The organism is Marinitoga sp. 1137 (assembly GCF_001941525.1).
Lineage (GTDB): Bacteria > Thermotogota > Thermotogae > Petrotogales > Petrotogaceae > Marinitoga > Marinitoga piezophila.
Genome location: NZ_CP009471.1, coordinates 1,598,134 through 1,622,426, shown reverse-complemented (window position 1 = coordinate 1,622,426; position 24,293 = coordinate 1,598,134). Strand labels below are relative to the sequence as shown.

Below are 24,293 nucleotides of genomic sequence, written 5' to 3'. Positions count from 1 at the left end.
TCTCAATAACCCCACAATTCCTTAAATTCTTCTGGAAGATTTTTAGGTCTGTCTACATTTGCAAATAATTCCATTCCCATATTTTTAAATATTTCCTTTCCCTTTTCAGAATACATAAATTTAACAAATTCAATTGCAAGATTTCTATGTGGTGCATTCTTTAATAATGTAAAACCATAATTAATAGGTTTTCCATATATTTTTATCTTCTTTCCTGATTTTCCTGGCACTTCTACAAATGCTGTTTTATAATTTTCTTCATACTTCAAAGATGAAAGATCTATTTCTTCAGGCAATTCTATATACTTTAAATTATGCTGAAATGCTTCTGATTTATATAAAAATGCATAATCCATTTCATTTGCTTCAAGATATGCTATTAAATCTATAGATTTTTTTAACACCATACGATTTTTTGTTTTAAGAAATTTATCGTATATTCCTGGAAGATTGTAATATTTTTCCGCTAATTGCATTGTCATTAATGTTCTATAACCACATGGATCAAGATCAGGATTGGAGTGACCAAATTTAACTCCATTTTTAAATAGTATTTCATACCAGTTTTTTTCATTTATTTCTTTACTATATTTCGATTTATCGTTATACGCTATAATCATGCTGTTTGAAGAGAAAACAACGTTATAATCAGCATATTTATCAAAAAAGAATTTTGGTATTATTGTATAATCTGCCACAAATGCCAGATCTGCTCTTTGACCTAATTCTGTAATTTTTCTTGCAACAACAAGACTACCTGATCCCATTAGCTTCACCTTTACTCCAGGATTTTCCTTTTCAAATTCTCTGGCAACTGCATTTAATACATTGGTCAAAGAACCTGCATGAAAAATTACCAATTCTTCTGCCATCATAATAGATACGGTAAAAAGAATAACGAATAAAAATAACACTTTTTTCATCCATAATCCCCCTTTACTTTTTTATTTATTTATTAAAAACTCTACTTTATCTCCTATTTTTACTTTTCCCCCTTTTATTACTTTAAGAAATATTCCTTCTTCAGGTGTTATACATTTTCCCGTTAATTTCAAAACAAGATTATCTTCATGGCATTCTTTTCCTATTTGCGTTATTTCAAGCAATGCATCATTAATTTTAACCTGTGTTCCAACAGGAAATTTAAATATTTCAAGGTCTTTGACAACAATATTTGCAGCAAAATCTCCATATTTTAATTTTTTTCTTATTTCAGGATCAACTTTTTCAATACTAACTGTTGATAACATTGAAACCTGCCTATGCCATTTTCCTGCATGTGCATCACCTTTAATCCCCCAGTTCTCTATTAATTCACACTCTTTAACTTCTTCTTTTGGAACTCCTTTTTGCGATGAAACGTTTAATGATATTATCACACTTTTCATATACGCCCCCCTTTCTTTACAAATTATATCATATTTTTGCCATAAGTTTACGTTATCAATAACACGAATAAAAGATTAACTTAATTGAAAAAATAAAAAACTCGAGCTATCTTAAGCCCGAGTTTTTTATTAATATCTAACTTATTAGCTTTTCAGGATTTATCACCATAAATGTTTCCATATTATATGAAAAAATTTTATCCACAAAAAAATACTCTTTAAACTCTTCCCCGGCATCCTTTAATATATTTTTATCTATAGTTATTACATCTATTATATTATTAGTAAATATAGAATACATTTTATCTTCTATAGAAAATACAATATTAAAAGTTTTATCTGTATACTCCTGAGATTGCTGATTGAGAAGTATGCTCATATCTATTAACGTAATTGGAATATCTTCATAAATAATAGTTCCCTTAATATATTCTGGCATATTTTCTACATTTTTTACTTCTAAATATGGAAGTATATATTTAACATAATCTGTTTTTAATGCATATTGCATATCTTTAATCTTAAATATAATAAAGCTATCCATTTTATCTTTTAACAGAATTTTCTTTTTTAAATCTTTAAACGGATTGGTTTTCATCATTACTTTCACTTCCAATATTTTCCTTTTTTTCTATTTCTTCTAATTTTTGAAAAATCTCCTCAAGATTCTTTGTAGCTTTTTTGGTTACAAATGCCTTTTTCAACTCTTTAAAGTTTCTTTCTATCATTTCAAAATTCGATACAATATCGTTCATAATATTCTTATTCTTTCCTATTACTACTTTTAAAAGATTTAAAACGTTTTTAATTTGGGCAGCAGAAAGATTATGTTCTTTTATTGAAGTTTCTATTTCTTCGAAATTACCGGATATTTTTCTTAATTCAGAAATATTATTATCAATATTATCAAATAACTCATTAAGGTTTTCTTTATAGTCGCTGAGATTCTCATTAATATGATTTACATGAGAAACGGTTTTATTATTAAACTCTTTCAATGTATATGACATATCTCGCATATCTGCTGCAATAACAGCAAAGGTTAATGAAGATTTTTCTTTTGATGCTTCTAATGCTGCATTCAAAGACAAAATCTCTGTTCTATACGACAAATCACTAACCTTTTCAGATATATCTATAAGTTTTTTGGATAAATCAGAAAAATATGATATCTTCGATTTTGATTTCAGTAATATATGGCGTAATTCTTCTAATTCATCATCATAATTATTTAATTTGGATTTATAGCTTTCAGAAATCTTTTGTGAATCGGAAATGGATTTTGATATTGCTTCAAAGGTTTTTGAAAGCTTTTCTACTGTTTCCTCTTCTTCACCTATTCTCTTTAATTCTTCATTTATTAATAATCTATTTTGTGCAAGAAATTTTTCTAATGCATTTACTTTACGAGAAAATGATTCAAAATTTTCTTTCAAATTTACTATGGTAAGTTGCAAATTATCTGTAAAGTCTATAAACATAGGTTCCTTAACTGTAATATTTGTTGAATTGAAATTTAACTCATTTAATTTCTTTAATTCTGATTTTAATACATCTATTGATTTATTAAAACGTTTTTTCAATACTATATGATTAGCTAAAATTTCAAACAATATCAACAGTAGAGTAAATATTCCTCCATATATATAATATTTTGTAAATTTTGGGGAAATCATATCTTTTTTTACATAATATCCTATATTCCAATCAAGAAACGAAATCTTACTTAGAAACAAATAATAATTTTCCTTGTTCTTTTTTACTTCCATATAACCTTCTTCATTTTTTAAATCCCTTATAATATTATCTCTAAAATTTTTCGCAAATGTTCCAGAGTCAATATCTCCTTCATTTTTTATACTAAAATAATTTCCCAATTTATCTATAAAAAATATCTCTCCATAATCCTTGAATTTATATTTTTGAATTTTTGAAAATAAATCCTTTAAATTTAAAGCACCACCAAAAAGATATTTTTTACCATTCTTTTCTACAGAAGTTGCAAGGATAATTGCAACATTACCGGAAATTTTTGAAATATATAAATCACTTAAAGAATTTTTTTTATCTGTATTAAATATATCTCTGAAATATCTATATCTTGAAATATTAGTAAAGATATTTGAACTTGAAATACTTTCTCCTTCGCTATTTGCCACAAAAAATTCTTCAAATTCCGGAAACTCTTTAAGAGTATCTTTTAAACCTTTTAATGTTTCAATAGTATTGGTAGAACTTATAGTTATTTGTGAAGACGCAGTTTTGAGTTTTAGCATTTCATTTTCAAAATACATGGATATAAAATCTCCTGTCTGGGAGATTTCGTTCATAATGCTTTCTGAAAGCGGAGTATATACTTTTGATTCAAGATCATATTTTAAATAAAATATTGTAGCAAATACAGCAATTATTATAATTATCATTGAAAAAGTATTTAATAAAACCTTCATTGATATGCGAGACACTTTCGCCACCCCTATCCTAATATTATATTATCAATTAAACGCGCTTTACCAACAAATGCAGCAACAGCTACGAGAACTCTTTTTTCAATTTTCTCAACTGGTTCAAGATTATATTCATCAACAATTTCAATATAATCAACTTTTACAAGCGGATTTTCATCAAAAACCTTTTTCATTTCTTCTTTAATCTTTGTAGCATCTCTTTCACCATTTTCAAATAATTCTTTTGCTTTTAATAATGATTTATACAATGCTAATGCCTGAACTCTTTCTTCGCCTTTTAAATAAATATTTCTTGAACTCATAGCCAATCCATCTTCTTCACGAATAATAGGCATTTCAACCATTTTTACATCCATATTTAAATCATCAACCATTTTTCTTAATACTCTAAATTGTTGTGCATCTTTTTGACCAAAATAAGCTCTTGTTGGTCTAACGATATTAAAAAGTTTTGAAACTATTGTTGTTACTCCTTTAAAATGCCCAGGACGTGACTTTCCACATAATACATTTGTAAGTTTTGTTTCTTCAACATATGTAGAATATCCGTCTGGATACATTTCCATTACATCAGGATGGAAAATATAATCAACGTTAAATTCTTTTAATAACTCCATATCCCTATTTAAATCTCTTGGATATCTATCAAAATCTTCATTTGGACCAAATTGCGTTGGATTTACAAAAATACTCACAACAACAATATCATTATCTTCTCTCGCCTGTTTTACAAGAGATAAATGTCCTTTATGAAGATACCCCATTGTTGGAACAAAACCTATAGTTTTGCCTTCCATAATAAGCGAATTTCTAATATCCTTCATTTCATTAATAGAATTTATTACTTTCATACTTTTTCCCCCTCTATTCAAATTCTTTTTCTAAAAGAATTTTACCATATAAAAAACATAAATCAAAATATAATAGGTTATAAATATTTTATATAGAAAACAGTTAAAAACTTGAAAAAATATTATATTTTGGTGTATAATTATCTTTGAGTGAAGATATATATATTAAAATACCGTATATCACAAATTTTAAAAGGGGGTTAAAGAGTCTATGAAAAAGACACATCTTCGTCATGGCTATGTGCTCATGATCTTATTAAGTATTTTATCATTGGTATTATTTGTTGGTTGTGGTGCTCAACAGCAATCTACTACCACAGCAATTACACCACCAGAAACATCTGTTGAATCAAATGCAAAAGTAGAAAGCAACACCTCAGAAGTTACATTAACCTTTAAAGTAGCTTTACCTTCAAACACACCTGCTGATGAAAAGGTTTATATTGTAGGTTCCTTTAATGATTGGAATCCTGGCGATGACGCTTATGTATTAAACAGAGATGGCAATACAGGAACTGTTACTATCACTGTTAATAAAGATACAGAGATTGAGTATAAATATACACGGGGAAATTGGGGAACAGTTGAAAAGGATAAAGACGGAAATGAAATAGCAAATAGAAAAGTTATTGCTGATTCTAACAAAATTGTTGAAGATACTGTTGAAAGCTGGGCAGATATTCCTGCTGAAATAAAAACTGCTGCTCAGCCTGGTGAAAAAGCCGTTGTAAAATTTGAGGTAACCCTGCCTCCAAACACTCCAGAAAATGATGTTATCTATATAGTTGGTAATTTTAATAATTGGGATCCTGGAAAGCTGGCAATGAAAAGAAATGGATTAAAAGCAACATTTGAATTAGAAACAGAAGTTGGAAAAAGACTTGAATATAAATATACAAGAGGAAACTGGGATACTGTTGAAAAGGATGAAAATGGAGAGGAAATTCCAAATAGAGTTGTTATAGTAAAAGATATTGAACAGGAACAAAAGGATTCTGTTGCTTCCTGGAGAGATTTACCTCCTCAAGCTACAGCTTCTGATAATTCCAATGCACCAGAAATTAATGAAATTAATGAAAAAAGCGTAGAAGCATTTTTAAATTCAGTTCCAAAAGGAAATGAAGATAAGGAACCTTTAAAAGTAGTTATTATCTGGCATCATCATCAACCTGCCTATAAAATACCTGGCGAAAAGGATGCTGAAATGCCATGGGTTAGAGCTCATGCCGTAAACGATTATCCATATATGGCTGATCTTGTAGATAAATACCTTACCTCTGGAAGAGTAACCTTTAATATCACACCTGTATTATTAATGCAATTAATGGATTATGTAAAAAACGGCGGAGAAGATAAATATCTTAAATTATCATTAAAAGATAATCTTACAGATGAAGAAAAGGATTTTGTAAAGTGGCACTTTTTTGATATAAATCCTCAATTTGTAGATACACATCCAAGATATGTTGAATTAAGGGAAAAAAGAGATAAAAATGAAGAATTCAATTCTCAGGATTGGCTTGATTTAAAAGTAATGTGGAACTTATACTGGATAAATATAGAATATATAAATGCTGACAAAAGATTAAAAGCACTTATGGAAAAAGATAGAAATTATACAAAGGATGATCTTGATTACGTAATTTCAAAACATTATGAATTAATGAATAGTATAGTTGAAAAATATCAAAAATTATGGGAAGAAGGAAAAATTGAATTAACCACAACACCTTATTATCACCCAATTTTGCCATTATTAATAGATATGGGTTGGCCAGAAGACGCAAAAGCTCAAATAGAAAAAGGTTTAAGTTATTTCGAAGAAATTTTTGGAAAAAGACCTGAAGGTATGTGGCCTTCTGAACAGGCTGTAAGCACTCCACTTGTTCCAATGTTTGCAGATAATAATGTAAAATGGATAGTTACAGATAAACAAATACTTCAAAAAGCTGGAATAAATACAGGCGATCCACATCAATTATATAAACCATATAAAGTAACAGTAGACGGAAAAAGTGTAGTGGTATTCTTTAGAGATACAGACCTTTCAGACAGAATAGGTTTTAAATATTCTAATATGTCTAAAGAAGGAGCTGTAAAAGATTTTCTAAGCGCTTTACATAATATTCAAAAGATGAATGATGAAGGTGATATGGTTGTAACTGTAGCTCTTGATGGTGAAAACGCCTGGGAACATTACCCAAATAACGGTAATGATTTCAGAAAATTATTCTATGAAGCATTATCAAATGATCCATATATAGAACTTGTTACACCTGAAGAATATATTGAAAATTACGGAGTAAATAACGAATTAAATCAATTGCCAAAAGGTTCATGGGTTGGTGGAAGCTTAGATACCTGGTACGGAGAAAAGGAAGAAAATGAAGCATGGGATAGACTGGCAAAAGCAAGAGAAGTTTTAATGAGTAATAAAGATAATATATCTAAAGAAGATTTCAAAAAGGCATTAAATACATTATACGCTGCAGAAGGTAGTGACTGGTTCTGGTGGTATGGAAGCGATCAGGATGCCGGACCAAATGAAGTATTATTTGATATGCAATTTAAGAAACTTTTAATTCAAATATATAAACTTGCAGGAGTTCCTGAAGAAAAAATCCCTGGATATTTATATATAGCAAACAAACGCCCTTCAACAGCAAGTAAAGGTAATATTGGAAAAGTTGAAATTGTTCTCGATGGCGAAATATCCGATAATGAAATGGAAAAATCCGCATATTACCTTGATGATGATTCTGGCGTAATGTATAAAGAAGGAGATTTAATTTCAGGAATTTATGTGGGAAGAGATAATGCTAATTTATATGTAGCTGTAGAATTGAAAAAATCCATTGAAGATTTAAAAGGTAAACCTTATAAATTAGAAATCTACACAGATAAACCAGGAGCACAAAAATTAAATACAAGGACTGCATATTCCGGAGTAGGAGAAAAAGTAACCGATCTCGGTTTCGCACTGGCAAAGAGATTTTCTTTCAATTTACAAAAATATCCTAAATTATCAGATTTATATTATTATAATGCAAGCGGAACAGAAAGATGGATGATTGGTGGAAAGAAAAAGGATCTAATCGCAGTAAAAGGAAACATTGTTGAATTTAAAATTCCTTACGATTTAATTGGTGTAAAAAGCGGTGATGAATTTAATCTTGCAGTTGTTATGGCATATACTGAAAAAGGCAATTCAAAAGATGTTGATTTCGCACCAAATAGTGGTCCTGTACATGTAATGATTCCAAAAGAAATTGGTGGAAAATTAGTAAAAGAATTTAAAGATCCTATAGGAGACGAAGATGGTCCTGGAGGATATACATATCCAAAAGACGGTGCTTTTGAACCATTTAAAGGATTATGGGATATTGAATGGGTAAAGGTTTATGATGCAGATGATTCAATTGTATTTAAATTCAAATTTGGTGAAATTACAAATCCATGGGGAGCTCCAAAAGGTTTTTCACATCAGCTTATAAATATTTATCTCGATACCAAAGATGGTGGAAAAGTTTCTACTTATAAAGAAGGTGCAAGGGTTCAATTTGATACTGCACATCCATGGGATTATTTCATAAAAATTGCCGGTTGGCCTTCATATGGACAATTGCTTGCTGATTCAAATGATCAGGAATTTCCAGAAGGTGTTCAGGTAGAATGTGATCCTGGAGAAAAAATTATTTCAGTTATAGTAATGAAAAAATATTTAAAAATGGATTCAAATAAAATATTTGCATACTTTATGGTTGGTTCTCAGGATGGATATGGTGCAGATCACTTCAGAGCAGTAACTCCTGAATCAGGACAATGGACACTTGGAGGATATCCATCAGATGCTGGTGATTTTGGACCATTTGTTCTTGATATTATCGTTCCAGAAGGTTATGATCAGCATAAAGTATTATCTTCATATGATGCTTCAAAAGAAAAATATGCAACATTAATACCTGTAGAAATAGATTTTTAATATTAAAATATTAAACAAATCAGCCCTCTCAAAAATGAGAGGGCTGATATTTATATAACTAAATATTAATGTCCTAATGCTCTTGGATCAAGTGCGTCTCTTATAGCATCACCAAAGAGGTTAAATGCAAGAACTGTTATAAAGATAAATAAACCTGGCAATAACAACCATGGATAATTAGTTAATGCTGTAATATTTTGTGCCTGAGCTAACATTAATCCCCAACTTGCAGAGGGTTCCCTGATACCCAAACCAAGGAAACTAAGACCTGCTTCACCAAGAATATAACCTGGTATGGATAATGTAGCTGAAACTATAACATATGTAGCAGTATTTGGCAATAAATGTTTCCAGATAATTCTACCTGATGGATATCCCAATGCTACAGCTGCCTGAATAAATTCTGTTTCTTTTAAACCAAGAGTCATACCTCTGATAACCCTTGTCATTCCTGGCCAACCTATAAATGAAAGTATTACTATAATAAGAATATACTTTATAGCTGGTGAAAGTTCTGATGGCAATATTGCACTCAATGAAACAAGCAAATAGAAACTTGGAATTGACATAAGTATTTCTGTAAATCTCATTAACACTTCATCAATCCATCCACCAAAGTAACCTGCAACACCACCAAGGAATAACCCTATAGTAAATGTAATAGCAATACCTAAAAGACCTATTGTTAATGAAACCCTACTTCCAAATACCAATCTACTAATCATATCTCTTCCAAATTTATCTGCACCCCAGAGATAAATAATTCCATCTTTTGTTGCATAATCTTCTGCAAAATATGGTAATTTACTTTTTTCAACTCCAAATAAATGAAGATCCATTGGAATTAAACCAAGCCATTTATATTCCCAACCATGTGTAAAGAATTTAATGTTAAATGTTTTTAATTTTACTTTTTCTAAGTTTTCTGGATAATATTCATAAAAATCTTCTTCTGTTTCAACTGAGATTGTATCAAGTAAAACATATTTTTTAAATTCTGTAATATCTTCTTTCTTTAAATTATATCTATCAAGATTTCTTTTTGTTTTTGGGTTTTCTTCAAAATAAAATACCTTACTGAGATTACTGTTTTCTTCACTTAAAAGAACCTTATCTCCTTTTAATAACGGAATTTGATCTGTAGAAATATATCCATTTTCATCTGCTTCAACAGTTTTTCCTGCAATTCCTAATTCTTCAAAGGTTACTAAAGGTTCTTCTTTTATTTGAGAATCAATTTTGTATTCTTTTCCATTTTTATCAACAGCATATGTTTCATATTTTAAAACGAAAAGATAATTTGTTACTGTTGATTCGAAATCTGGATTATATTCCTGAAGGCTTAATTCTGTTTCCTTTTCTGTATCAAAATTTAAATCATCATATGCAACAAATCTATCAAAATATGTTGCTGGATTATATGTACTCTGAAATGTAACTGGATCCTTTACCCTTTTATATAAATATACATGAGGTCCTGTAGATTTTCCTGTTACATCCTTCCAGAATACCTTCATTGGAGGAGCAAACTTATATTGTATATGCTGTACCCTATAATCCATTGGAGATAAGAAATCTGCAAACAATGCAAAAATATAGAATATAATCAAAATCCACATTGAAACCATACCAAATTTATGTCTTTTTAAAGCTCTCCATATTAACTGAGGGGTGGACAAAAATTGTTTCTCAAAAACGTCCTGATTTTCCTGATTGTTTTTTATTTCTTTATTTTCAGCCATTATCTTCCCTCCGTTATCCTAATCTTAATCTTACTCTTGGGTCAACAGCAGCGAGTAAGATATCAGCAATTAAGTTACCTATAACCAACAATACAGAAGCTAACATAATATCAGCCATAATAACAAACATATCCTGTTGCATGAGAGCTTCAATAATTAATTGCCCCATACCTGGCCATCCAAATACGTTTTCTGTTAAAACAGCTCCACCTAAAAGACCGGAAATTGCAAAACCCAATGATGTAACTATTGGATTTATAGCATTTCTCAAAGCATGTTTATAAATAACAACCTTTTCTGGCATACCTTTTGCTCTTGCAAATTCAACATAATCCTGTTTTAATTCATCAAGCAACTGACCTCTCATAACCCTCATTGTACCAGCTAAACCTGAAGTACCAAGAGTAATCATAGGTCCTAATACGTGCCATACATGGTCTAAAAATTTCTTCCATGCTGGGAATGTATCGTAATCTAATGAGATATATCCACCAACAGGGAATATCTTTCCACCTGTCTTTGCTGCAAAATAGAGGAACAATAATGCAAAGAAGAAGTTAGGTATAGATAATCCTATGAAACCTATAACCCCTATAATCTGGTCACCAATACTATACTGGTGTAACGCCGCATATATACCCAGCGGGATACCTATCCCCCAGGTAAAAATGAATGTAGTGATACTGAGTAATAATGTTGCTCCTGCTCTTCTCCAGATTAAATCCCAAACAGGAACCTGATAGGTAAATGAATCTCCCCATTCACCTTGAAGAATATTCTTCAACCATAATAGGTATTGTACAACAGGGGATTTATCAAGACCAAATTTTCTTTCAAGGTTCTTTACCTGTTCAGGGTTAACTGCCGGATTCATTCTATAAGAATCCAAAAAGTCACCTGGAGCAAGTGAAATAATCATAAAAGAAAAAATGGAAACTCCAAGAAGTACAGGAATGGCTAATATAAGCCTCCTTAAAATATACTTTAACATTAAAACTGACCTCCTTATGGAATGAATTTAAAAGGGAGTGGAGAAATCTCCACATTCCCCCACTCCCAATTGAAATTAAAAAGATAATAATAAATTAATTAAACATAAAATTATGTATTATTGATCTTTCCAGATGTTCCATGCTGACCATAATACACCAGCTGCTGGATTTGGTTCTGGATTGTAGATATGAACTGTGTTCTTGTATGCTACTAAGTAGTTCTGTGCAACTGTGTATACTAAAATCTGATGTTCTGCTACTAACATCTGGAATTCGTTGAATAAGTCTCTAAGTTCTTTTTCATCAACTGCTCCAACCTGAGCTCTCATAATTTCGTCAATTCTCTTTTCGTAATCTGGTACCCAGTAATCTGCTTTTAATTCTTCGTCAAACATATCTGGTTTTACTTCTGGTGAGTAGTTCCAGAAATGTAATCCACCATCTAATTTCCATACGTTCCATCCTGATGCTGGATCTACAGAACCTGTTAAACCAATAATAATTGCTTCCCAATCTCCTGTTGATACCAATTTACCAACAAGTGCATTGAATTGCATTGGTGCAAAGTTAACTTCAATTCCTAATTTCTTTAAGTTTTCTGCTAAGATGTTTCCAATTTCTTCACGAACGTTGTTACCTGCGTTTGTTGTTAATTCAAATTTAACTGGATTTCCATCTGCATCGTATAATTTTCCGCCTTTTAATACAAATCCGCCTTTTTTAAGTTCTCTCTTAGCTCTTGCTAATGAGTATCTGTATCCTAATTCTTCAACTTCTGGATTATAGTATCCTGATGATGGTGATACAGGACCGTATAATGCAGCACCTAATCCATTGTAAAGAACATCGATTAATGTTTGTTTATCAATTGCGTATGCAATAGCTTTTCTGAAGTGGTCATTTCTGAACCATTTTCTCTTAACTGGATCTTTTGCATTGAAGTTGAATGTTACAAAGTTTGAACCTAAGTTTGGTCCACCCTGTCTTACTATCCAACCTTTTTCGTCAGCCATTGCCCTGATTTCTGGGAATTCTTCTGCTGTTGGTGAATAGATATCTGTTTCTCCAGCTTCGAACTTAAGTCTTGCTGTGTTTAAGTCTTTAACAACAATATAAATGATTTTATCTAAATATGGTAATTGTACACCATTTTTATCTTTTCTATAGTAATATGGGTTCTTTTCTAATACAACTCTAACGCCTTCTTTGTATTCTTTTAATACAAATGGACCAGAACCTACAACTTTATCTATTTCTTTTAATGACCATGCTTCTGAGAATTTACCTGCTTTGTAATATGGTTCTAATACGTGTTTTGGTAAGATTTCTGCCCATCCTATTGATTGATGACCTCTTCTGAATTTTGAGTTGTAAATGAATTTTACTGTGTAGTCATCAACTTTTTTAATAGTTGGTAATTCATCATTAGCATCAAGGTATCCACCATTTCCGTTTGCTGTCATGTTTGGATCGAACCAAATTTTTTCAAATGACCAGATAACATCGTCAATTGTTAATGGTTCGCCATCTGACCATTTTAAACCTTTTCTCAATACGTAAGTATATACTGTTTTTCCGTCTGCTGTAACTTCAGCTGAAAATTCCTTTGCTAAACCTGGTAATTCTGGCAAACCTTTGTTTGAAGAATGTACCAATGTGTCTAATACCCATCCAATAATTTCTGTTGAAGATGTTTCCTGTGCCCATGCTGGGTTCATAGTTTTTGGACCTGATGTTGTACTTAAGAAAAGTGTTCCCCCTGGTTTTCCAGCAACATCTTCAATAGCCCAATCTACTTCATCTGCAAACACAGCTAATGCTGTAACAAGAACAAACAACAATACTAATAACTTCTTCATGCTACTCCCTCCCTTGATTTTCATGATTTTGCTTCATACTTATAACAACTTACAAAATGATTATTACCTACTTTATAATAAGGTGGATATTTCTTTGAACATGGTTCAAATGCATATTTACATCTTGGTGAGAAGAAACATCCGCTTGGTCTATTAATTGGAGATGGAACCTGTCCCTGTATAATAAATTGTTTTCTGTCTCTTCTCTTTTTAGGATCCGGTACAGGAGCTGCATTTAATAAAGCTTCTGTATATGGATGTTTATAATGGTCAAATATTTCATCAGAATCGCCATATTCAACCATTCTTCCAAGATACATAATACCAACATAATTTGAAATGAATCTTACAACACCTAAGTCGTGTGAAATGAAGAGATATCCAGCTTCTAATTCCTTCTGTAAATCTTTTAATAATTTGATTATCTGTGCCTGAACAGAAACGTCAAGAGCTGAAGTTGGCTCGTCAAGAATGATTAAATCTGGTTTTAAAATAGCTGCCCTTGCAACAGCAATTCTCTGTCTTTGTCCTCCAGAGAACTGATGTGGATATCTATCAACATGGTATTTTTTTAATCCAACGTTTACAAGTATTTCTCTAACTATATCATACGCTTCATTTTTGTTTTTTGCAATACCATGGAATAAAAGCGGTTCAGCAAGTATCTGTCCAACAGCCATTCTTGGGTTCAATGAGGATGTTGGATCCTGGAAAACAATCTGTACCTTTCTTCTAAAATGCATTCTTTTTTGCTTTAAATCTGAAAGCATGTAATTTATAAATCTTGCTTCACCATTTTTTATAATGTATTCAAAATACTTTCTTTTATAATCTGGAATTGATTTTAAGAATTCTGATTCTGATTTTTCCTTTATTCCTTCATGTAATACATCTATATAATGTTTTTGAAGATACTTTCTTGCTTCTGATCTTTTCATGAAGAAATAACTTGTATCTTCGTCATCAATAAAGATTTCACCATCTGTTTGATTATATAATCTTAAAATTGTTTTACCGATAGTTGTCTTACCACAACCAGATTCTCCAACAAGACCATATGTTTCATTTTTATCAAGAGTAAATGAAACATCATCAACTGCTTTTACATATCCTACAGTTTTTTCAACAATAAATCCGTGTTTTATAGGGAAATATTTTTTTAAATTATTAACTCTTAAAAGCATTATTTATCTCCTCCCATTTTTGCGTCCAATACAGGATTCCAACATCTTACAAAATGTCCTGGTTCAAGTTCGTTTAAATCTGGTTTTGCTTTTCTACATTTTTCCGTTGCCATTGGACATCTTGGCAAGAATGGACACAAATCTGGAGGATCGAGCATTATTGGCGGTTGCCCAGGAATTGGTTCCAATTCATCTTTTTTTGCGTCGTGTCTTGGAATACAATTAAGCAACATATTTGTATATGGATGTGTTGGCTTTTCAAAGATTGTATTTACATCGGCAACCTCCATCTGGTTACCACCATACATAACCATAACCTTATCTGCTATTTCAGCTACAACAGATAAGTCATGTGTAATATATATCATTGCTGTGTTAAATTCATTTTGAAGATCTTTCATTAACTCAAGTATTTGAGCCTGAATTGTAACATCAAGTGCTGTTGTAGGTTCATCTGCAATCAATAATTCGGGATTACATGATAAACCTATAGCAATAACGATTCTCTGTCTTTGCCCTCCAGAGAATTGAAATGGATAATCATCTATTCTTTTGTCTGCATTTGGAATTCCAACTTTTCTTAATAATTCTACAGCTCTTTTTCTTGCCTCTAATTCAGAAACATTCTGATGATACATAATAGTTTCGATCATTTGATCAGCAACAGTATACATCGGATTTAAGGATGTCATTGGATCCTGGAAGATCATAGCAATATGTCTTCCTCTAATGCGTGTAAATTGCTGTGGGGTAAGTTTGGTTAAATCAACATACTCTTTTTTACCGTCTTTACTGAATTCATCAGTTAAGAATAAAATTCTACCTTCTGGAATATAGCCTGGTTTTTTTATAAGTCCCATAATGGTCTTCATTGTAACACTTTTTCCTGAACCTGTTTCCCCAACAACTCCTAATGATTCGTTGGGATTTAAAGTAAAGGATACGCCGTTTACTGCTTTAACTGTTCCTTCAGCTATGTCGAAATATGTTTTTAAGTTTTCGACTATAAGAACTGGCTCTGACAACTCTATCACCTCATAATATATATTTTAAAATATTTTAATTATTTTTACACGCTAAATATATTATAATTATTTTAGTCTTTTATGTCAAGGAATTTTTTCAATTAATATATTTTTGGGGGTGTTTTTATGAGATTGGATAAATTTTTAAAGGTAAATAGAATTATCAAAAGAAGAACTGTAGCCAATGAATTGGCAAAGGCTGGTAAAATATTAAAAAATGAAAAAACATTAAAACCTTCGTACGAAGTAAAACCTGGTGACATAATCAGCATAATATTATACAACAAAAAAATAATTTTTAAAGTAACAGATAACTATAAAATCGAAATTATAAATGAAATTTTTAACGATAATAAAGATTAATAGTCTTTAATACCTTTCCATAACTTTTTTAATCTTTGAGCTATTTTCCCTTCAAAACCAATTTCTCTGGGATTAAAGAATTGTTTATTTTCCAATTTATCAGGAAGATACGTATCTTTTATAAAACCGCCAAAATCATGAGGATATTTATATTCTTTGCCATACCCTTTATTTTTCATAAATTTAGTTACTGGATTTCTCAATTTCAAAGGAATTTCAAATTTTTCATTTATTGCATTTTTAGCATTAAAATATGTCTTCATTACAGTATTGGATTTTGGCGCTGATGATAAATATAACGTTGCTTCTGTTAAAGGATATAAACATTCAGGATAGCCAATTTCTTTTGTAGCAATAAATGCTGAAACTGCTATATTTAATGCCATCGGATCCGCAAGTCCTATATCCTCACCTGCAAGAATCATTAATCTTCTTGCTATATATACAGGGTCCTCTCCATTTTCGAGCATATATGCAAGATAAAAAACCGCCGCATCAGGATCACTTCCACGAATGCTCTTTATAAAAGCTGAAATAGCATCATATTTATTTTCTTTTGAAAATCCCCTGTACGAAGAGTTTATTTTACTTAACGTTTCAGGGGTTATATTTTTTTCTCCTATGTCAATTAAAGCTTCTAATATATTTATCATTTGTCTTATATCATGACCAAATATCTCTTTAAGAATTTCTGGCAATTGTTCCGAATAGGTCATATTATATTTCTTCTTTATTTTTTCCAAAATATTTTTTATTTCTCCTGTATCTAACGGTTTTATTTCAAATAACAATACCCTCGAACGCAAAGCAGGATTTAAGGAAAAAGAAGGATTTTCTGTTGTAGAGCCTATTAAAACCACGTCTCCATTTTCCACATGCAATAATAATACATCCTGTTCTGCCTTATTTAAGCGATGAATTTCATCAACAAATAATACAATTTGTTTCTGGAAAAGGGGATTTTTTGTATTAATTATATTTTTTAATGTTTTTGCTCCTTCTAATGCTCCAGAAATTTTATGGATTTCGTATTTATTTTTATCCAGTTCATTTAAAAACGCAGAAACCACCGTGGTTTTCCCGCACCCCGGTGGTCCATATATAACAAACGACTTTAATTTATTTGTTTTTATCCATCTTTTTAAAATCTTTTTTAATTCATCATTTCCCTCTATCTCTTCCAGATTTTTTGGTCTTAATTCTTCGTATAAAGGCCTATTCACATTAAACCCCTTTCAAATTATTCAAGAACTAATGCAGCTATTCCAAACATATCCGGTCCAGAATGAACACCAATAGTGCTTGAAACTTTACCAACAAGAACTTCTATATTATTTTCCAAAGATTCAATCTTTTTTACAAAATCTTTTTGTAATTTTTCCAATTCTTTTGATGTTCCACTTATATAAACTGCCGCCATATGTTTTCTTCCATCTACAAATTTTAAAAATTCCTGATAAACTTTATCATATGAACGTTTTAATCCGCGAACCTTTGTAACAGTATAATATATTCCTTCATCACTATTGGAAATAATGGGTTTTATGTTTAACATTTCACCTATTTTGGCTGAAACCTTACCTATTCTTCCGCCTTTGGCAAGATATTTCAATGTTGGAATAACGAAGAATATCTTTGACTTAAATCTATACTCATCAGCCCACTTTGCAACTTCTTCAAATGATTTTCCTTCCTCAAATATCATTTGCGCCGCTCTATATGCAACCAAACCTCCACCAATAGAAATGTTTAATGTATCAATATTTACTATCTCCACATCTTCGTATTTTTGCATAATTTCATTTGAAACTAATCTAAATATATTAAACGTTCCACTCATACTCCCTGATAGATTAAATGTAATTATTCTTTTTTTACCGTTTCTTATTAATTCTTCAAATGTATTCCTTATAATATCAGGATTCGGAAGAGATGTTTTCACATCCCCATTATCCATTCTTTCGTATAAAAATTCCTGAGAAAATTCACCTTCATTATATTCCTTACCATCGATGATAGTTCTTAAAGGAATGATTTTTATATCGTATTTCTCAACAATGTCTTTTGGAATACCGCAACCAGAATCAGCAACAATAGCTATTTTTTCTTTTTCACTCATTTTTAATTTCCTCCTTAAAATTACTGTATAAAAGTCGGCAATATCATTATAACATAAAAAACATATATTTTGGTGTATAATTATAATAAAAGAGTATTAAGGAGGATATAAGAATGTATGTCAAATTATGGATGAGGAATGATTTTAAAACATTAAATATTGATGATACCATTGATGATGCAATAAAACTTTTTTTCGAAAAAGATATTGATATAATACTTATTTTAAGAAAAAACGGGACTCTTTTTTCTTCAATTAGAAAGGAAGATATTGCTATTTTAAGAGAATATGATAGCGATGAATTTCTAATTAATGTTTTTGATCCTATTGAAGATTTTTTATATGAAGATGACTTAGTTGAAGACGTACTTCTTACAATGATGGAAACTAAATTCAAAGTTTTACCCGTTGTAGATTATGATATGAATCCTGTGGGATTATTTGGATTTGATGAGATAATCAGTGCAATGGTGAATATTACAGCATTAAATGAAGCTGGAACAAAAGTTATACTTACTCTCGACGATAAACCTGGACAATTAAAAAAAATAGTTGAAACTTTCAGCAATAATAATTTAAATATACTTTCCATGACTACATGTAAAATAAATAAAACCAGACGTATGATTTCTGTAAAACTATCTCTAAAGGATGTTAATGCTGTTTCTAATATACTTGATGATAATGATATAGAATATGATGGAATTTACGAAGAGGCTTAATATTTAAAGGAGGGAAAATATGAAATTCAGGATTATACTCGATGGTGGCTTGTTAACTATTACTGGAAGGGTACATGGAACATTTTCTTCTGTATTTTTACTCGAAGATGAAAATAGAAAGGTTTTAATAGACCCCGGCCATATCCATACAATCCAGGATATAGAAGAAAATTTAGATATTCCTCCAGAAGAAATTACTGATATAGTACTTACACATGTTCATCTTGATCATGCATATAATTCAATATTTTTCCCTAATGCAACAATAAGAATTCATGAAAATTATAAAGGAAAAAATTATCGAAAATTCGGTCCTTTAATTGGTCAGGCTTATCAACAAATGGTTGATTCCTGGGAAGGTCGCGTGGAAACTTTTAAAGGTGGCGAAAAACTTTTTAATGCCATTACCGTAATTTATACTCCTTACCACTCAAAAGAACATGTATCTTTATTTATAGAAAGTGAAAATTTCGGAAATCTCTTTTTGCCTGGAGATATATGTATGACAAAAATAGATTTTTATGATATTATGAGAAATTTGAGAACAGATAAAGTTGCAGAAATAGTAAAAGAATGGACGGAAAAGTCTGATTACGTAATATTCACTCATGATACACCATATAAGGTTAAATAATCTTTTTATTATTATATAAGGGGTGGGATATATGAATATTTCTTTTGTTTCATATGAGGTTGATCCTTTCGCGAAGGTTGGCGGACTTGCTGATGTTGCGGGAACATTGCCAAAATATATTAAGAAATATACAGACCAACTTAATATTATTATGCCATTTCATAAAGTTGCAGAAAAAAATATAAAAAGCAAAGGGTACCATTTAGAAAAGGTTGCGGAAAATCTTTATCCTTTCAGTCATTCCTTTAAATATTCATTTTCTGTATTTAAATCCTTTCTTCCAGATACAGATATTCCTGTATATCTGATAAAAAATGAAGAATTATTTTCAACAGATGACGTATATGAATATCCTCATAAAGAACATCAAACAACGTATTTTTCTGACGCAGTAATTTCATTTATAAAAAATTATTTGCCAGAAACAAATCTACTTCATTTGAATGATTGGCAAACAGCGTTAATTCCTGTTTATTTAAAAACCAATTACCGCGATGATGATGTATTATCAAAAATAGCCACTGTTTTTACTATTCATAATTTAGGCTATCAGGGAATCTTTCCACCTGATATATTAAGTATTGCAGGTTTACCGGGCTATTTATACAATATCGATGCACTTGAATTTTTTGGTCAAATTAATTTTTTAAAGGGTGGAATACTTTTCAGCGATATAATTAATACAGTAAGTAAAACATATGCAGAAGAAATACAAACAGAAGAATACGGGTATAAATTAGATGGTGTATTAAAGGTTAGAAATAATGATTTGTACGGAATAATAAATGGTGTTGATTATGAAAAAATAAACCCTGAAACAGATAAAAATATTCCATATAATTTCAGTAAAGAAAATCTTGAAAATAAATACAAAAATAAATTATCACTTCAAAAGGAATTGGGATTACCAGAAAATAAAAATATTCCTGTAATAAGTTTTATAGGCCGTATAGTAGAACAAAAAGGCATAGATTTAATCGCCGACATACTCGATTATTTAACTCTTTTAGATGTTCAGGTAATAATTCTTGGAACAGGAGAAGAACGTTTTGAAAAACAATTAAAGGAATTTCAGAACAAATATAATAATAGATTGTCAATAAATATACGATTTGATATTAAATTAGCTCAATTAATATACGCTGGAAGCGATATGTTTTTAATGCCTTCAAGATATGAACCATGTGGCCTTGGACAGATGTACTCCATGAGATATGGTACAATACCCATTGTAAGATATACAGGTGGTCTGGCTGATACAGTAAAAGAATTTAATTGTGAAAAAAATATAGGCAACGGTTTTGGATTTTATAATTACCATTCTTCAGATTTATTGGTTGCAATTTTAAAAGCACTTAATATATATTATAGAAAACCTGAATGTTGGAAAAATGTTGTTTTAAACGCTATGAATAGTAACTTTTCATGGGATAAATCTGCTGAAGAATACATACATTTGTATAAAAGAGCTTTGGCTAAAAAAGTCTAGGGCAGGGAGGTTTTATGCCAGAATATAGAAAAGATCCTATAACAAACAGATGGGTGATAATATCTTCAGAACGTTCAAATCGCCCTATTCAAAAAATTGAAAGAAAAGAAATATCCGAAGAAATATTTTGCCCTTTTGATAAGGGAAATGAACATTTAACTCCACCAGAAATACTGGCATTTAAACCTGAAAATTCAAAACCCAATGATGAAAACTGGTGGATAAGAGTAGTTCCAAATAAATTCCCTGCTGTAATACCTGATATATCACCAAAATTCAAAAAAAATGGCATATATTATTCATTAGATGGATATGGTTATCATGAAGTAATAATTGAATCACAAAAACACCATCATAAAATATATAATATGTCCGAAAAAGAAGTTGAAGAAATTATATGGGCATATTTAATACGGTTCAACGAAATAAAAAAAGATAAAAAAATAAAATACATACAGATATTTAAAAATTATGGAAGTGATGCCGGAGCATCTTTAGAACATCCACATTCCCAATTAATTGCAACTCCTATAATTCCTATATACATAGAAGAAGAATTAAAAGGTGCAAAAAATTTTTACTCTTTAAAGAAAAAATGTATTTTTTGTTCTATAATTGAACAGGAAAAAATAGATAATATCAGAATAATCGAAGAAAACGAACACTTTATTGCATTTGAACCTTTTGCCCCACGATTTCCATATGAAACATGGATAATTCCCAAAGAACATTCATCTGATTTTGGAATTTTAAGAAAGTTCCCTGAAAAAGTTAAAAGCTTTGCTGAAATCTTGCAGCATACTGTTTATAATCTTTATTCTTTATTGGGAGACATTCCATATAATTATATGATACACACCTCTCCCTTTGATAATTTAAATAATAACTTTTATCACTGGCATCTTGAATTAATTCCACGCCTAACACATGCTGCAGGATTTGAATGGGGATCAGGTTTCTTTATAAACTCAATATCTCCTGAAGTTGCAGCAAAAAATCTAAAAAAACAGAGGAGGTAGATATCATGAAAAAACTTATATCTATTATATTGATCGGCATTTTAGCAACTTTATCCTTTGGGGAATTTTATGTTCAACCATATTTCAACACAGTATCTGAAAACGGACAGGATTATCTTTTATATTCTATTAATGGTGTTTTCGAAAATGATTCTTTTGGGCTTGGGTTGGGTCTTAATGCATATCAAAAAGAAATTGGTGGTTCATTATATTATGGAACTCCAAATATGGAAGAAACAGATAATATTTTATCAGGATTAACAATAAATTTATTAAAATTAAGAATTGGACCTTTATATTTCAGATATGGAATTTCATATCCTAAAACTGCAGGATTGGGTATATTAATGTATAATTATACTAATAACTTCAAAAATGCTTTAGACTTAGGTTTTATAAGTGAAGATATAAAAGCAGAAGTTCATATGCCTTATTCATTGGATTCAATTATTCCTGTAAATTATAGTCAGAGCGGTTATTTATACTATGGAATATTAAAAACACATGTTGGCTTTATAAACCTTGAATTTTTTGGCGGTAAAACCATGGAAAAAGAAGATATAAAACCTTTAAGAGATGATGTCCTCGGTAGTGTAAGTGCATATCTCGGAGAAGGTATTTTAAAAATTGGTGGGGAAGCTGGTTATATCTCTTCTACAATTGACTCAACAACAGTTAATGGTTATGGCGCTGGTGCAGGAGGAATTTTAAATTTAGGTATAATAACATTAAAATCACTTCCTGTAGTTATACAGATGCCTTATTATAAATTGGGATTTGTAAATGTTGAATATGAAAATAACCTTGAAAATCCTGATACAGCTTACGACATTTTAAATTATGATACCATTAGATTTGGTGGAATTAATGAAATTGATATTCATCTTGGAAATATTATAAATGCAAATGGAAGATTACATTATGATTTAACAAAAACTTTTGAGGTTCAAAATCCTGAAATTACCGGCTCATTATATGCACAAATACCTTCTGAAGAATTTCCTCTAATTATTATTGGAAAATACTATAGACCTATGGAATCATTAGAAGATATTAATAATTGGTTAGATAAAAATACATCAGCCGAAATTTCTGTAGGTTATCCTGTATCAAACAATTTATTTATGTTATATACAAAATATTATGATTCATTTAATGACGAATTTAAAGATAAAATAGAATTTAGTGTAATAAATGAATTTTAATACTTTTATTTTACCGGGCAGAAAGCCCGGTAAAATCTTTTAATTTATAAAAAATGGGGGGAAGAAAATGGAATTTGTTGAAAGAAAAAACACAAACTCTATTAAATGGGATTGGAAAGATTGGAAAACAGATTTATTCTTTGATAATGAAGTAATACCCATGTGGGTAGCGGACATGGATTTTAAAGCACCTGAAGAAGTAATAAAAGCTTTACAAAAAAGAATAGATCATGGCGTTTTTGGTTATACTTATGAACCAAAAAGTTTAAAAGAAAATATTATAAACTGGCTTGAATATAAACATTCCTGGAAAGTAAAAAAAGATTGGATTTTATCAGAACATGGCGTAATACCCTCTTTAAACTTTTCAATAATGTTATTCACCAAACCAAAAGATAATATATTAATTCAAACACCTGTATATCCACCTTTTATGAGTTCTGTAAAAAATAATAACAGAAATCTTTTAATAAATGAATTAGTATTGAAAAATAATAAATATGAAATAGACTTTGAAGATTTAGAAGAAAAACTTAAAAACTCAAAAATGTTTATTTTATGCAGTCCTCATAACCCCGTTGGTAGAGTATGGACAAAAGAAGAATTGGAAAAAATTGGAGAATTATGTATAAAACATGACGTATTAATAGTTTCCGATGAAATTCATGCTGATCTTGTATTTAAAAATTCAAAACATATACCAATTGCTTCACTTTCTGATGAAATTGCAGAAAGAACTATAACTTTAATGGCTCCAAGCAAAACATTTAATATTGCTGGTTTTCATTATTCTTTTGCAATTATAAAAAATGAAAAATTAAGAAACACATTTGAAGCATGGATTCAAAAAGCTGGTTTATATTTACAAAATATCTCAAGTCTCGTCGCAGCAGAAGCTGCATATAAACACGGAAAAGATTGGTTAAATGAAGTTATGGAATATATAGAAGAAAATTATAAATTTGTAAAGTCATACTTTGAAAAAAATATTCCACAGGTAAAAGTGATTGATTCTGATGGCACCTTCCTGGTTTGGCTGGATTTCAGAGAATTAAATATGAAACAGGATGATTTAAAAAGATTCCTGGAAAGAAAAGCGAAGGTAGGTTTTAATTCTGGCGATACCTTTGGTCCTGGTGGAGAAGGTTTTATGAGAATGAATATCGCAACATCCAGAGAAATTGTAGAAAGAGCCTGTAAGCAAATTGAATACGCCATTAATAAATTGAACTGAGGCCTCTAATGGCCTCA

20 protein-coding genes are annotated in these 24,293 nt (G+C 30.3%); 8 read left to right on the top strand and 12 right to left on the bottom strand.

Annotation, left to right across the window (positions count from 1 at the left end; all coding sequences use genetic code 11):
- Positions 1–2 precede the first annotated feature (2 nt).
- From LN42_RS07725 to panC, 5 genes are all read right to left on the bottom strand, one after another.
- Complete coding sequence (locus LN42_RS07725; RefSeq protein ID WP_014296961.1) at positions 3–923, bottom strand: extracellular solute-binding protein; 921 nt, start codon at positions 921–923, stop codon at positions 3–5.
- Positions 924–944: 21 nt separating this feature from the next.
- Positions 945–1,388 (bottom strand): MOSC domain-containing protein, encoded by a 444-nt coding sequence (locus LN42_RS07720; RefSeq protein WP_014296960.1) that lies wholly within the window; start codon positions 1,386–1,388, stop codon positions 945–947.
- Between the two features lie 136 nt (positions 1,389–1,524).
- A complete protein-coding gene (locus LN42_RS07715) occupies positions 1,525–1,989 on the bottom strand; it encodes a chemotaxis protein CheW (protein WP_014296959.1) in 465 nt (154 codons plus the stop codon).
- On the bottom strand, positions 1,967–3,853 hold the full coding sequence (locus LN42_RS07710) for a methyl-accepting chemotaxis protein (RefSeq protein ID WP_014296958.1): 1,887 nt from the start codon (positions 3,851–3,853) through the stop codon (positions 1,967–1,969). Before LN42_RS07710 ends, LN42_RS07715 begins: the two co-directional genes overlap by 23 nt.
- A gap of 11 nt (positions 3,854–3,864) precedes the next feature.
- On the bottom strand, positions 3,865–4,707 hold the full coding sequence (gene panC, locus LN42_RS07705) for a pantoate--beta-alanine ligase (RefSeq protein ID WP_014296957.1): 843 nt from the start codon (positions 4,705–4,707) through the stop codon (positions 3,865–3,867).
- A 211-nt stretch (positions 4,708–4,918) separates the two neighbouring features.
- On the opposite strand from panC, the gene LN42_RS07700 reads away from it, so the two are divergent.
- Entirely contained in the window at positions 4,919–8,689 is a 3,771-nt protein-coding gene (locus tag LN42_RS07700) for a glucodextranase DOMON-like domain-containing protein (RefSeq protein ID WP_014296956.1), read from the top strand.
- A gap of 65 nt (positions 8,690–8,754) precedes the next feature.
- On the opposite strand, the gene LN42_RS07695 is transcribed toward LN42_RS07700, so the two are convergent.
- The 5 genes from LN42_RS07695 to LN42_RS07675 form a co-directional block, all read right to left on the bottom strand.
- The gene (locus LN42_RS07695; protein WP_014296955.1) at positions 8,755–10,431 is read right to left on the bottom strand and encodes an ABC transporter permease; all 1,677 of its coding nucleotides are present in this window, start codon (positions 10,429–10,431) and stop codon (positions 8,755–8,757) included.
- A gap of 13 nt (positions 10,432–10,444) precedes the next feature.
- The gene (locus LN42_RS07690) at positions 10,445–11,422 is read right to left on the bottom strand and encodes an ABC transporter permease (RefSeq protein ID WP_014296954.1); all 978 of its coding nucleotides are present in this window, start codon (positions 11,420–11,422) and stop codon (positions 10,445–10,447) included.
- 117 nt (positions 11,423–11,539) lie between these two features.
- Complete coding sequence (locus LN42_RS07685) at positions 11,540–13,282, bottom strand: ABC transporter substrate-binding protein (RefSeq protein WP_014296953.1); 1,743 nt, start codon at positions 13,280–13,282, stop codon at positions 11,540–11,542.
- A gap of 20 nt (positions 13,283–13,302) precedes the next feature.
- On the bottom strand, positions 13,303–14,466 hold the full coding sequence (locus tag LN42_RS07680; protein WP_014296952.1) for an ABC transporter ATP-binding protein: 1,164 nt from the start codon (positions 14,464–14,466) through the stop codon (positions 13,303–13,305).
- Entirely contained in the window at positions 14,466–15,491 is a 1,026-nt protein-coding gene (locus LN42_RS07675) for an ABC transporter ATP-binding protein (protein ID WP_014296951.1), read from the bottom strand. Before LN42_RS07675 ends, LN42_RS07680 begins: the two co-directional genes overlap by 1 nt.
- Before the next feature lie 126 nt (positions 15,492–15,617).
- On the opposite strand from LN42_RS07675, the gene LN42_RS07670 reads away from it, so the two are divergent.
- Positions 15,618–15,854: a S4 domain-containing protein gene (locus LN42_RS07670; RefSeq protein ID WP_014296950.1), complete on the top strand. Its 237-nt coding sequence runs from the start codon at positions 15,618–15,620 to the stop codon at positions 15,852–15,854.
- Here the strand turns inward: LN42_RS07670 and LN42_RS07665 are convergent.
- Positions 15,851–17,077, bottom strand: coding sequence for a replication-associated recombination protein A (locus LN42_RS07665; protein WP_014296949.1), 1,227 nt, complete (start codon positions 17,075–17,077; stop codon positions 15,851–15,853). The genes LN42_RS07670 and LN42_RS07665 overlap by 4 nt on opposite strands.
- 17 nt (positions 17,078–17,094) lie before the next feature.
- Positions 17,095–17,973 (bottom strand): DegV family protein, encoded by an 879-nt coding sequence (locus tag LN42_RS07660; protein ID WP_075780664.1) that lies wholly within the window; start codon positions 17,971–17,973, stop codon positions 17,095–17,097.
- A 113-nt stretch (positions 17,974–18,086) separates the two neighbouring features.
- On the opposite strand from LN42_RS07660, the gene LN42_RS07655 reads away from it, so the two are divergent.
- The 6 genes from LN42_RS07655 (at position 18,087) to LN42_RS07630 (ending at position 24,276) form a co-directional block, all read left to right on the top strand.
- Entirely contained in the window at positions 18,087–18,695 is a 609-nt protein-coding gene (locus LN42_RS07655; protein WP_014296947.1) for a CBS domain-containing protein, read from the top strand.
- 19 nt (positions 18,696–18,714) lie between these two features.
- Positions 18,715–19,329, top strand: a complete 615-nt coding sequence (locus LN42_RS07650; protein ID WP_075780663.1) for an MBL fold metallo-hydrolase — start codon at positions 18,715–18,717, stop codon at positions 19,327–19,329.
- A gap of 31 nt (positions 19,330–19,360) precedes the next feature.
- Positions 19,361–20,818: a glycogen synthase gene (locus LN42_RS07645; protein WP_075780662.1), complete on the top strand. Its 1,458-nt coding sequence runs from the start codon at positions 19,361–19,363 to the stop codon at positions 20,816–20,818.
- A gap of 14 nt (positions 20,819–20,832) precedes the next feature.
- Positions 20,833–21,837: a galactose-1-phosphate uridylyltransferase gene (gene galT, locus LN42_RS07640; protein WP_014296944.1), complete on the top strand. Its 1,005-nt coding sequence runs from the start codon at positions 20,833–20,835 to the stop codon at positions 21,835–21,837.
- A gap of 5 nt (positions 21,838–21,842) precedes the next feature.
- A complete protein-coding gene (locus LN42_RS07635) occupies positions 21,843–23,042 on the top strand; it encodes a hypothetical protein (RefSeq protein WP_075780661.1) in 1,200 nt (399 codons plus the stop codon).
- Positions 23,043–23,109: 67 nt separating this feature from the next.
- Positions 23,110–24,276, top strand: a complete 1,167-nt coding sequence (locus LN42_RS07630) for a MalY/PatB family protein (RefSeq protein WP_014296942.1) — start codon at positions 23,110–23,112, stop codon at positions 24,274–24,276.
- The last annotated feature ends 17 nt before the right edge of the window (positions 24,277–24,293 follow it).